Source organism: Paractinoplanes hotanensis (assembly GCF_023717965.1).
GTDB classification, from domain to species: domain Bacteria; phylum Actinomycetota; class Actinomycetes; order Mycobacteriales; family Micromonosporaceae; genus Actinoplanes; species Actinoplanes polyasparticus.
In genome coordinates this window covers 109745-121904 of sequence record NZ_JAMQOL010000010.1, presented here as the reverse complement: position 1 = coordinate 121904, position 12160 = coordinate 109745, and the positions used below count along the sequence as shown (strand labels likewise).

General features: G+C 70.9%; 10 protein-coding genes. 7 read left to right on the top strand and 3 right to left on the bottom strand.

Annotated features, from left to right (window positions below):
- Positions 1-16 precede the first annotated feature (16 nt).
- Positions 17-535 carry a hypothetical protein gene (locus tag LXN57_RS08565; RefSeq protein ID WP_251797474.1) on the bottom strand — a complete coding sequence of 173 codons (519 nt, stop codon included), beginning with the start codon at positions 533-535 and terminating at the stop codon, positions 17-19.
- Positions 536-736: 201 nt separating this feature from the next.
- On the opposite strand from LXN57_RS08565, the gene LXN57_RS08560 reads away from it, so the two are divergent.
- Together LXN57_RS08560 and LXN57_RS08555 are read left to right on the top strand one after the other, a co-directional pair.
- On the top strand, positions 737-1474 hold the full coding sequence (locus LXN57_RS08560) for an ABC transporter ATP-binding protein (protein ID WP_221379377.1): 738 nt from the start codon (positions 737-739) through the stop codon (positions 1472-1474).
- Complete coding sequence (locus LXN57_RS08555) at positions 1474-4002, top strand: ABC transporter permease (protein ID WP_251797473.1); 2529 nt, start codon at positions 1474-1476, stop codon at positions 4000-4002. Before LXN57_RS08560 ends, LXN57_RS08555 begins: the two co-directional genes overlap by 1 nt.
- A gap of 57 nt (positions 4003-4059) precedes the next feature.
- Here LXN57_RS08555 and LXN57_RS08550 read toward each other — a convergent pair whose 3' ends face one another.
- Complete coding sequence (locus LXN57_RS08550; RefSeq protein ID WP_251797472.1) at positions 4060-4764, bottom strand: response regulator; 705 nt, start codon at positions 4762-4764, stop codon at positions 4060-4062.
- Between the two features lie 47 nt (positions 4765-4811).
- Entirely contained in the window at positions 4812-5789 is a 978-nt protein-coding gene (locus LXN57_RS08545) for a RecB family exonuclease (protein WP_251797471.1), read from the bottom strand.
- 153 nt (positions 5790-5942) lie between these two features.
- Here LXN57_RS08545 and LXN57_RS08540 point away from each other — a divergent pair, with 153 nt between their 5' ends.
- The 5 genes from LXN57_RS08540 (at position 5943) to LXN57_RS08520 (ending at position 12160) form a co-directional block, all read left to right on the top strand.
- Positions 5943-7052: a site-2 protease family protein gene (locus LXN57_RS08540; RefSeq protein ID WP_438872855.1), complete on the top strand. Its 1110-nt coding sequence runs from the start codon at positions 5943-5945 to the stop codon at positions 7050-7052.
- Positions 7052-8029 carry a tRNA (adenine-N1)-methyltransferase gene (locus LXN57_RS08535; RefSeq protein ID WP_251797470.1) on the top strand — a complete coding sequence of 326 codons (978 nt, stop codon included), beginning with the start codon at positions 7052-7054 and terminating at the stop codon, positions 8027-8029. Before LXN57_RS08540 ends, LXN57_RS08535 begins: the two co-directional genes overlap by 1 nt.
- Before the next feature lie 93 nt (positions 8030-8122).
- Entirely contained in the window at positions 8123-8713 is a 591-nt protein-coding gene (locus LXN57_RS08530) for a hypothetical protein (RefSeq protein ID WP_221379373.1), read from the top strand.
- A 381-nt stretch (positions 8714-9094) separates the two neighbouring features.
- Positions 9095-10876, top strand: a complete 1782-nt coding sequence (arc, locus tag LXN57_RS08525; RefSeq protein ID WP_221379372.1) for a proteasome ATPase — start codon at positions 9095-9097, stop codon at positions 10874-10876.
- A 60-nt stretch (positions 10877-10936) separates the two neighbouring features.
- The gene (locus LXN57_RS08520; RefSeq protein WP_251797469.1) at positions 10937-12160 is read left to right on the top strand and encodes an acyltransferase family protein; all 1224 of its coding nucleotides are present in this window, start codon (positions 10937-10939) and stop codon (positions 12158-12160) included.

Below are 12160 nucleotides of genomic sequence, written 5' to 3'. Positions count from 1 at the left end.
TCAAGAGGGAAGCGGCTCAGGCCTGGAAGTAGCCCGTCACGCGCTTGGGGTTGCGGCCGCCGCCGCCCGGGAAGGGCGGGGGCGGGAACGGCGGGGGCATCGGCGCGTTGACGGCCGCCGTCACCGCGCGCACCAGCCAGGCGTTGACCGAGATGCCCTCGGCGGCCGCGGTCTGCTCGACGTGGGTCTTGAGCGACTCGGGCATGCGCAGGGTGAGCCGGGTCAGGTCGCCGTCGGGTGGCACGGGCGCCGCCGGTGGGGCGGGCGGGGCCGGCGGCTGCGGCGGCTCGGGAGCGTGGTGGTTGACGACCAGGTCGGCGTCGCGACCGCGCAGGCGCACCTCGACGCTGGCGTCGGGCAGCCGGGTGGTGATCTCGGCCGCCGCGTCGGACAGGGCCTCGAGCAGCGCCAGACGGGCGGACGATTCGAGCGAGTGCCCGAGCAGTTCGGCGGCCCGCGCGGTCTCCGGGCCGGCCGGCGCCGCGGCGGCCGTGAGGTCCGCCCGGAGTGTTTCGAGGTACGGCGTCAAATCCATGACACCACTATGGCGTCACTCATGACGTCAGTCAAGTGTCAGCGCGCCGTCATCCTGACATCTCAGGGTCGACCCTGAGAAACCCCTGGGTGCTTCCCGTACCCGAATCTCCGCGTACGAGTACGCCGCTGGGCTGACGTCATCACGCTGTCACACCGAAACACTGGCCCCAGCAGAATCCAATTCCAGGGGGCTTTGACAATGATCGGGACGAACGCGGCACGCGCCGACGATGTCTGGAAGGTCTACGGCAAGGAAGAGGCGCGTGTGGTGGCGCTGCGCGGCGTGAGCGCCAGCTTCGAGCGCGGCAAGTTCACGGCCATCATGGGACCCTCCGGCAGCGGCAAGTCGACGCTGATGCACTGCCTGGCCGGCCTCGACACGGTGACCCGGGGCACGGTGCACATCGGCGGCACCGAGGTCACCGGCCTCGGCGACAAGGCGCTCACCCGGCTCCGGCGCGACCGTGTCGGCTTCATCTTCCAGCAGTTCAACCTGCTGCCGACCCTGACCGCGGCCGAGAACATCCGGCTGCCGCTCGACATCGCCGGCAAGAAGCCCGACCCGCAGTGGTGGGACACGGTGATCGGCACGGTCGGCCTGGGCGACCGGCTCGGGCACCGCCCCAGCCAGCTGTCCGGCGGCCAGCAGCAGCGGGTGGCGTGCGCGCGGGCGCTGATGAGCCGCCCCGACGTCATCTTCGCCGACGAGCCCACCGGCAACCTGGACTCGAAGGCCGGCGCCGAGATCCTGGCCTTCCTGCGCAGCAGCGTGCTCGAGCACGGCCAGACCATCGTCATGGTCACGCACGACCCGGTCGCCGCCAGCTACACCGACCGCGTGGTCTTCCTGGCCGACGGCGAGATCGTGGCCGAGCTCGAGAACCCGACCCCCGAGTCGGTGCTCGAGCAGATGAAGGCCGGGGAGGTGCTCGTCTGATGCTGCGCGCGACGCTGAAAAGCCTGCTCGCCCGCAAGCTGCGACTGGTGCTCTCCGGTCTGGCCGTGGTGCTGGGCGTCATGTTCGTCGCCGGCGCCTTCGTCACCACGGACACCCTGGGGCGCACGTTCGACAAGCTGTTCACCGAGGGCTACGCGACGACCGATGTGGCCGTCAAGGCGAAGCCGAAGATCGCCGTGTCCGAAATGGACGGCGAGCAGGTCGAGACACCCCTGCCCGCGTCGGTCGTCGACACCGTGCGCCAGGTGCCCGGCGTGCGCCAGGCCACCGGCGTGGTGGCCACCGACGGCGCCCGGGTCATCGGCTCCGACGGCAAGGTCGTGACCAGCTACGGTCCGCCCCGCATCGGCATGAACTGGGTCGGCACCGACGACATCATGGAGATGCGCCAGGGCCGCGGTCCCGACAAGGACACCGAGATCGCGGTCAACGAGGCCGTCGCCAAGGCGGCCGGCATCAAGGTCGGCGACCGGGTGGGCGTGCTCACCCAGCAGCCCAAGAAGACGTTCACGCTGGTCGGCGTGTGGGGCTACACCGACAACCGGGACAGCATCGGTGGCGTCCAGGAGGTCGCCTTCACGACGCCCGTGGCCCAGCGCTTGATGCTGGGCGAGCCCGGCGTCTTCACCCAGGTCACCGTGCGCACCGACGACGGCGTCGAGGCTTCCGGCGTACGGGACCAGATCGCCACCCGGATGGGCAGCGGCTACGACGTCAAGACCGGCGAGCAGCTGGCCGCCGAGAGCTCCGCGCAGTTCAAGGAGGCGCTCGGGTTCTTCAACAACATCCTGCTCGGCTTCGCCGGCGTGGCCCTGTTCGTCGGCACGTTCCTGATCCTCAACACGTTCTCGATCATCGTGGCCCAGCGGACCCGCGAGCTGGCGCTGATGCGCGCGCTCGGCGCCGGCCGCCGCCAGGTGATCAACTCGGTGCTGATCGAGGCGCTCGTGATCGGCCTGATCGCGGCGGTGCTCGGCCTGGGCGCCGGCGTCGGGGTGGGCGCGTTGCTGGTCACCCTGTTCGGCTCGATGAGCGGCGGGCTCGACCCGGCCCCGGTGGGCGTGCCGCTCGCCGCGATCCTCAGCTCGCTGATCGTGGGCGTGGTGGTGACCGTGATCGCGGCGGTGCTGCCCGCGCTGCGCGCCTCGCGGATCTCGCCGATCGCCGCCATGCAGGACGTCGCCACCCCCGACCGGCCGCTGACCAAGGTCACGGTGACCGGCGCGGTCATCGGCGCGGCCGGCGCCACCATGCTCGGCGTCGGCCTGTACGGGACGAGCTCGTTGTGGCTCATCCTGGCCGGCGTGCTGGTCACGTTCATCGGGGTCGCCCTGCTCACGCCCCTGATCTCCAAGCCGGTCGTGTCCGGGCTGGGACGGTTGTTCTCGTGGTCGGTGCCGGGCCGGTTGGGCCGGCTCAACTCGGGGCGCAACCCGCGGCGTACGGCGATCACCGCGGCCGCCCTGATGGTCGGCATCGCCCTGGTCACCGGCGTGACCGTGGTGATGGACTCGGCCAAGCAGAGCATCGCCGCGCAGGCCGAGAACACGGTCAAGGCCGAGATCGTCATCGGCGGCGACCAGAACGGGCCGCGTCCGCCCACCTTCGACGAGGCAGTGCTGCCCCGCACGGCGGCGATCCCCGGCGTGCGGGCGGCGGCCGGCTTGTGGAGCGACCAGGCGCTGGTCAACGGGGAACGCACCTACGTCGACTCCACCGACAACCTCGCCGAGCTGGCCGAGGCGTTCGGGCAGACGACCCTGTCGCCCCTCAAGAACGACCAGATGGCGATCAGCGCGCAGGAGGCCGCCGAACGCAACCTGACCGTCGGCAGCGTGGTGAAGGTGCAGCTGCCGCGCGGTGAGGAGCACAGCTACACGGTCGTCGCGACCTACGACGAGGACGCGATGCCCGGCACGTACTTCCTGCCGGCCGCCGCGTCCAAGGAGTTCGGCATCACCCAGCCGGTGCTCGCCTTCGTGCGGCTAGCCGACGGCGCCACCATGGCCCAGGTGCTGCCGCAGGTCAAGGCGCTGGTGGCGGACAGCCCCGAGGTCAACGCGACCGACCGCAGCAGCTACATCAACCAGCAGGTCGGCACGCTGGACACGGTCATCACGATGGTGCAGGTGCTGCTCGGCCTGGCGATCCTCATCGCGGTGCTGGGCGTGGTCAACACGCTCGCGCTCTCGGTGCTGGAACGCACCCGCGAACTGGGCCTGCTGCGCGCCGTCGGCCTGGGCCGGGCCCAGACGATGCGCATGGTGACGGTGGAGGCGGTGGTCATCTCGGTCTTCGGCGCCCTGCTCGGCGTGGTCGTCGGCGCCGGCCTGGGCTCGGCCGTGGTGCAGGCGCTGGACGGCGAGGGCATCACGGACCTGGTGCTGCCCTGGTCCCAGATGGGCCTCTACCTGGTGCTGGCCGCCCTGGTCGGCATCCTGGCGGCGGTGCTGCCCTCGATCAAGGCAGCCCGCCTCAACGTCCTGGCCGCCATCGCCCACGACTGACAGCAGGAGGGGGACCCCGGCCCGCGGCTTTCGAGCTCGCGGGCCGGGGCCGTGCAGTCAGGCGCCCGGCTTGACCAGGCCGGTCTCGTAGGCGAGAACCACCGCCTGGGTACGGTCGCGCAGGCGGAGCTTGGTCAGGACGTGGCCGACGTGGGTCTTGATCGTGGTTTCGCTGACCTGCAGGGCGGCGGCGATCTCGGCGTTGGAGTGGCCGCGGGCCACGTGGACCAGGACCTCGCGTTCGCGGTCGGTCAGGGCGTCCAGCTTGGACGCCGTGGTGGTCTCGGGAGCGGGCAGGGCCTCAGCCACGCGGACGAGGATGCGGTTGAGGACCGCCGGCGTGATCACGGCGCCGCCGGCGGCGACGGCGCGCACGGCCGCGACAAGCTCGTCGGCCGGGGCGTCCTTGCGCAGGTAGCCGGCGGCCCCGGCGGCGATCGCGGCCAGCACGTCCTCGTCGGTGTCGTGGTCGGTCATGACCAGCACCCGCACCGGCAGGCCGGCCTGGGCAATGGCCCGCGTGACACCCAGACCGTCGACCCGGGGGAGGGCCAGGTCGGTGATCACCACGTCCGGCGACAGCCGCCGGGCCAGCTCGACCGCCTCGCCGCCGTCGCCCGTCTCGCCGGCCACCACGATCTCGCTGCCGCCCGGCGCCCCGGCGGTGAGCACGGCGCGCAGGCCCGAGCGTTGCATGGGGGCGGCGTCGGCCAGCAGAACGCGCAGCGGACGCGTCGTGGCGGCCGGGGACGCCGGGGTCATAGGGACGCCAGCGGGCGGATGCGGGGCATGGCCGCCACCCTAGGGGGTCAGGCCAGGCGGTCGTCGTCGGCGGTGCCGGACTGGGGCTGCTCGGTGCGGGCGACGGGGTAGGGCGGGGGCGTGCCGCCGAATTCGGGGCAGACGGACTGGTGGCTGCACCAGCCGCACAGGCGGCTGCGCTTGGGCAGGAACGTCTGGTCGCGCTTGGCCCGCTCGATGGCCTGGGAGAGGGCGACCAGCGTGCGCTCGAAGCGTTCCAGCTCTTCGGCGTCGGGGCTGTAGTCGCAGATCTCGGTGTCTTTCAGGTAGACCAGGCGCAGCACGCGGGGGACGACGCCGCGGGTGCGCCACAGCACCAGCGCGTAGAACTTCAGCTGGAACAGGGCGCGGCCCTCGAAGGCCTCGCGCGGGGCGCCGCCGGTCTTGTAGTCGACCACGCGCAGGTCGCCGGCGGGGGAGATGTCGAGCCGGTCGATGTAGCCGCGGATCAGCAGCTCGTCGTCGACCAGGGTGGACACCAGGGTCTCGCGCTCGGCGGGCTCGAGGCGGCGCGGGTCTTCGAGCGCGAAATAGCCGGGCAGCAGCGCCTGGGCGCTGGACAGGAAGGCGGCCAGGCGGGCTTGCTCGCCGGCCGAGGGGTCGACGCCACCGGTCGCGTCGGCCTCGGCGTCGGTCGCGGCGGCGTCGATCAAGGTCGCGGGCCGGGGGTCGGGCTGCGTGGCGGCAGCGAAGATCTCGGCCAGCTCGGGCTCTTCGGTGAGCAGGCGCTGCCAGGACGGGGCGACCAGGGCGGCCGCGGCCTCGGGGGTGCGCTCGGCGGCGGGCAGGTCGAACAGCGCCTCGAGCACGGCGTGGACCAGCGTGCCGCGTACCTGGTCGGCGGTGGGCTGCTCGGGCAGGCGGTCGATCGTGCGGAAGCGGAACAGCAGCGGGCAGGTCTTGAAGTCGGCCGCGCGCGACGGTGACAGCGAGGGACCCGTGTGCGGGGCCGGGGAGTCAGCGGGGGAGACCGTCGGTGCTGTCATGGGGAAAAGGCTAGGGCAGGGGTGCGACAAAACGTGCTCCGGGACTTCCCAGTTCGACTCCGTAGCATCAACGCCGTGAATGACAGCGCGGCGGGCAGCGACGGAGCGCGGCAGCGGGGCCGGACGGGGCGCGCCGCGCGTCCGGTGGGCCGCGTGCTCGGCATCCCGATCTTCGTCAACGGGTCGATGATCCTGCTCGCGGTGCTGGTCACGGTCGTCTACGGCAACTACGTGCGGGGCCAGCTCGACCTGCCCGGCCCGATCGCGTACCTCGTGGGCTTCGGTTTTGTGGTCTGCCTGCTCGGCTCGGTGCTGCTGCACGAGCTGGGGCACGCGCTCACCGCCCGCCGCTTCCGGATCGGCGTCCGCGGAATCACCCTGGAACTGCTCGGCGGCTGGACCGAGATGGACCGCGACGCGCCCACCCCGCGTGTCGACGCGCTGGTCAGCCTGGCCGGCCCGGCCGTCAGCCTGCTCCTGGGCGGCGTCGCCACGGCCGCGTTCCTCACCCTGCCCGACCGGACGATGGCCGGCCAGATCGCGTTCCAGCTGGCCGCCAGCAACATCCTGGTGGCACTGTTCAACGTGCTGCCGGGCCTGCCGCTCGACGGCGGCCGGGCCCTTCGCGCGGGCCTGTGGGCGATGCTCAAGGACCGCAACCGCGCCACCGAGGCGGCCGGCTGGGCGGGCCGCCTGATCGCGTTCGGCACCGGCATGACCGCGTTCTGGTTCTACCGGCTCGGCACGATCACCCTGCTCGGGCTGTTGTTCGTGCTGCTGGTCGTGTTCACCCTCTGGCAGGGCGCCGGCCAGTCGATCCGGCTGGCCCGGATGACCCGCCGATTCCCGCTGGTCGACCTCGGCCTGCTGGCCCGCCCGCTGCTCACCGTGCCGGCCGGCACCCCGCTCGGCGAGGCCCAGCGCCGCCGCTCGGAAGACCCGAGACCCAACGTGGTGCTCGCCGTGTCGGACTCGGCCGGTAATCTCACGGCACTGGTCGATCCGGTCGCCGCCGAGCGCGTCCCGGTCGACCGGCGCCCGTGGGTGGCGGTCGACAGCGTCTCCCGTTCGCGTGACGCCGTGCCCGCGCTGCCGCTGGGACTCAGCGGCGAGCAGGTCGTCCGCGCGTTGCAGGCCCACCCGGCCGCGCAGTACGTCGTCACCTCGGGCGAGGATGTGGTGGGGGTTCTGCGGGTGGGTGACGTCGCCCAGGTGCTGGAACCCCGCCGCGCCGGCCCGCCCGTGAAGCAGAAAGAGAAGTAGTGACCATTTCGCCAGTCACCGCCGTCGTCGACGAGTCGCAGCCCGCCCATCGCGGGCCTTTCCGGGCGGGTGACCGCGTCCAGCTCACCGACCCCAAGGGTCGCATGCACACCATCGTGCTCGAGCCGGGCAAGTCGTTCCACACCCACCGCGGCGCGCTCGAGCACGACGCCCTGATCGGCCTGCCCGACGGCAGCGTCGTGACCTCCACGGGCAGCACGGCCTATCTCGCGCTGCGCCCCCTGCTCAGCGACTACGTGCTCTCGATGCCCCGCGGCGCCCAGGTCATCTACCCCAAGGACGCGGCGCAGATCGTCGCGATGGGCGACATCTTCCCCGGCGCCAAGGTGCTCGAGGCCGGTGTCGGCTCGGGCGCGCTGACCTGCTCCCTGCTGCGGGCGGTCGGCACGAGCGGGGAATTGCACTCGTACGAACTGAGGGACGACTTCGCGGCGATCGCCCGCAAAAATGTCGAATCGTTCTTCGGCGGCCCGCACCCGGCCTGGCACCTGCGCTCCGGCGACGTCGCGAGCAACCCCGAGACCGGTTTCGACCGGATCGTCCTCGACATGCTGACCCCCTGGGAGGCGCTCGACATGGTCGAGAAGGCGCTCGTGCCGGGCGGCGTGTTCATCGGCTACGTGGCCACCACGCCGCAGCTGTCCGAGCTGGTCGAGGCGCTGCGCGAACGCGGCGGCTGGACCGAGCCGCGGGCCTGGGAATCGCTGGTCCGCGACTGGCACGCCGAGGGCCTGGCCGTCCGCCCCGACCACCGCATGATCGCGCACACGGCGTTCCTGGTCTCGGCGCGCAAGCTCGCGCCCGGCGTCACCGCGCCGCCGCGCCGCCGCAAGCCCAGCAAGGGCGCCGAGGCGTACGCCCTCAAGCGGGCCGCTCAGGCCGCGCTGGCCGCCGCCGCGGAACCCGCCGCCGAGCCCGCCGAGGAGGCCCCGGACGACCGCTCACCGATCGAATGACGCCTCCTGGCTCGTGGATGTGACGCGGCGCTCAACGTTCGGGTAGCTTCCAGTTCGGCAGTGGCACGGCTCGGGGAGGATCGGGTGGGCGCGATGAGTTCTCCGCCGTTCGGTGGCAGCAACGAGATGCCGGCAGTCTTCCCCGACTGGTCGCCCTACCAGGATCTCGACTCCGCCGCCCGGGCCTATCTGCGCGATCCCGAGGTGGCGCTGGACGCCCTGTTCGGCGTGCTCCGCGGCGCCTCGGTGCTGTGCTTCACGCTCGAGCGCTTCGTCAACGAGGTCAACGGCGTCTGGCAGGAGGTCGTCATCTGCGACGGCAGCCGCCTCGTGCTCTGGCACGGTGAGGATGTGGCGCCCGGCGACGGCCCGGTCGGCTCGATGACCTCGTCGTTGCGGGTGGTGCCGCTGTCCACGGTCACCGAGGTGGGCTGCCGGCGGCGGCTGACCCGCACCTCGAACGGCCAGGCGCGGGTCGACAGCATCGACGTCTACCTGCTGCTGAGCTCCGTCGACGACGCTGTCCCGCCGCCCGGCATGGACGAGGGGGAGTCGCGGGCGACCATCCGCCACGACGCGCTGCGCTTCGGCAAGACCCTCGACGACGGCGGACCCGGACAGATCGCCCGGCTGGAGGAGTTCTCGCGCGTCGTGGCCTCGTTGGTGGGCCGGCCGACGCTGTAGGGCGCGACACACATTTCGCGCAGGTGACTTTTTTCGGCGCTCCGCCGATCCGTATCGACGTCGCTGAGACGAGCGTCGCATTCCCGCGGAACGGCTCCGGCCCGGCTGCGCAAGGGGCTTACGGTGGGCCGTCCGGGCCTCGTCGCGGCCGTAAAGCCCCTGATCGGCCGGGATCTGCCGGCCGGCGGCCGCAGTGGGTGCGCACAACGTGTCCGCCCCGGAGCCGAACCCGCCCGACCGTACCGGAATGCACCGACAAACTCCTTGCGCACACCGGCCGAATGGATCAAGACTCGGTGACGAGGGTGTTGCATGGGTCGAAATCCGGTCCGCAGCGGCTAGTGTTATCCCAAGACGTTCGAGCCCCCGGGGAGGTGGGACGTGGCACGCAGCGACGAGGCGGACAACCGCGCCGCACGTTGGGAAAAAGAGGCCAACGATCTCTCCAGCCAGGTCGCGTTCCTTCAGGAGGAACTCGCACTTGTCAGGCGGAAGTTGACCGAAAGCCCACGACACGTCCGGCAGCTCGAGGAACGGCTCGCGGCAACGCAGGCGCAGCTGGCCCGACTGACCGAGAACAACGACAGGCTCGTGGCGACCCTCAAGGAAGCCCGAGCTCAGATCGTCACTCTCAAGGAAGAGATTGACCGGCTCGCCCAGCCGCCCAGCGGTTACGGCGTATTCCTCACGGCACACGAGGACGGCACCGTCGATGTCTTCACCGGCGGTCGCAAGCTCCGCGTGGCGGTCTCCCCGTCCCTCGAGGTCGAGGAGCTCCAGCGCGGGCAGGAGGTGCTGCTCAACGACGCGCTCAACGTCGTCGACGCGTTCGGCTTCGAACGCAGCGGCGAGGTGGTGACGCTCAAGGAGGTCCTCGCGGGCCCCGACGGCCAGCGTGGCGACCGGGCACTGGTCGTCTCGCACGCCGACGAGGAACGCATCGTCCTCCTGGCCGACTCGCTCGAGATCAGCAAGCTGCGCGCCGGCGATTCGCTGATGATCGAGCCGCGGTCGGCCTACGCCTACGAGCGCATCCCCAAGAGCGAGGTCGAGGAGCTCGTTCTCGAGGAGGTTCCCGACGTCGACTACACCGACATCGGCGGCCTGCACTCGCAGATCGAGCAGATCCGCGACGCGGTCGAGCTACCGTTCCTGCACGCCGACCTGTTCCGGGAGCACCAGCTGCGCCCGCCGAAGGGCATCCTGCTCTACGGCCCGCCCGGCTGCGGCAAGACCCTGATCGCCAAGGCGGTCGCCAACTCGCTGGCGAAGAAGATCGCCGAGCGCCGCGGCGAGGAGAAGCACACCAGCTACTTCCTCAACATCAAGGGTCCCGAGCTGCTCAACAAGTACGTGGGTGAGACCGAGCGGCACATCCGCCTGGTCTTCCAGCGGGCTCGCGAGAAGGCCGGCGAGGGCACCCCGGTGATCGTGTTCTTCGACGAGATGGACTCGATCTTCCGCACCCGTGGCTCCGGCGTCTCCAGCGACGTCGAGAACACGATCGTTCCCCAGCTCCTCAGCGAGATCGACGGCGTCGAGGGCCTCGAGAACGTCATCGTGATCGGCGCCTCCAACCGGGAAGACATGATCGACCCGGCCATCCTGCGCCCCGGCCGTCTCGACGTGAAGATCAAGATCGAGCGTCCGGACGCCGAGGCGGCGAAGGACATCTTCGGCAAGTACATCCTGTCCGACCTGCCGCTGAGCACCGACGACCTGAACGAGCACGGCAACGACCGTGACATGACGGTCGCCGCGATGATCGAGGCAGTCGTGCTCCGGATGTACACGGAGACCGAGGAGAACCGCTTCCTCGAGGTCACCTACGCCAACGGTGACAAGGAGGTCCTGTACTTCAAGGACTTCAACTCCGGCGCGATGATCCAGAACATCGTCGACCGCGGCAAGAAGATGGCCATCAAGGAGTTCCTCACCTCCGGCAAGAAGGGGCTGCGCCTGCAGCACCTGCTCGACAGCTGTGTCGACGAGTTCCGCGAGAACGAAGACCTCCCCAACACCACCAACCCCGACGACTGGGCCCGCATCTCCGGCAAGAAGGGCGAGCGGATCGTCTACATCCGCACGCTCGTCTCCGGCGGCAAGGGCGCCGAGGCCGGCCGCTCCATCGAGACGGCCAGCAACACCGGTCAGTACCTGTAAGAGACGGTTGTCAGCGCGGGCCGGGGGTTTCCCCCGGCCCGCGCTTTCGTTGCACTGCGCATGAGACGCCTCGACTGGCTCGATGCTCTTCGGGGCCTGGCCGCGATCACGGTCGTGCTGTTCCACCTGAGCCCGCAGGTGATCGGCGACGACGCGCACCTCGCGGTCATGCGGCAGATCAACCTGGGCAAGTACGCGGTCCTGCTGTTCTTCGTGGTCAGCGGATACGTGATACCGATGTCGCTGGAGCGGCACGGGTCGCTGCGGCGGTTCTGGATCGGGCGGCTCTGCCGCGTCTACCCGGCCTACCTGGTCACCATCGCCCTGTTCGCGCTGCTCGCCTCGGCCGGGCTGCTGCACTGGCAGGCGTCGCTGCGGGCCGAGACCGGCGCCGGTGTGCTGGCGCACATCACGATGATGCCCGACCTGGTCGGGGTGCGCGGCGTCGTGCGGGTGTTCTGGACGCTGTCCTACGAGATGGTGTTCTACCTGGTCGTGGCGGGGCTGTTCGCGTGGCGGGCGCACCGCCACAGCGCCTGGTACGCGGCTGCGCTCGGCCTCGTCGCGGGGCTGGCCGGGCCGTACCTGCCGGACGCGCTGTTCGGGAGCTCCTGGTCCGAGCGGCGCCTGCTGGCCGCCGTACTGGTGCTGCTGGTCGGGTTGACCTTGATCTTGCAGGTCAAAGCATCGGCGGCGGGCGCGATCGGCGCCGGCTTCGTGCTGCTGCCGGCCCTCAACGGGCACCCGAGCCCGGCCAGCACGGTCACCTCGTCGGGGCAGGGGCTGCTGCTCCTGGCCGTCATGTTCGCCGGGACGGTCGTCTACCGGTGGCAGCACGGCCAGACCGGGCGGGTCCCGGCCGTCGCGGCGCTGACCGTCGTCGCCGGCGCCCTCATCGCCGATCAGGGCCTCACCACGGCTCTCGCCGTCATCGCGACATTCCTTTTGGCGTACGTTTTTCGCACACGCGCGATGCCGCCGGGGCTCACGTGGCTCGGCCGGATCAGCTACTCGCTGTACCTGCTGCACGTCATGGTGCTGTTCATGATCCCGCGCGTCGTCCCGGATCTCGGGACGCAGGCACTGCCCATCAGGGCCGCGGCCGGGGTGGCGTACGTGATCGTCGTACTCGTCCTGGCGGCGCTCTGCTACCGCATGGTGGAACAGCCGGGCCAGGCGCTCGGCCGCCGGCTGATCACGAAGATCGACCCTGCTCTCTGCGTCGCCACCCAGCGTGCCGCGCCGGGCACCGGGCGGGGCGATAACACGCGTGAGAGCGTCTAG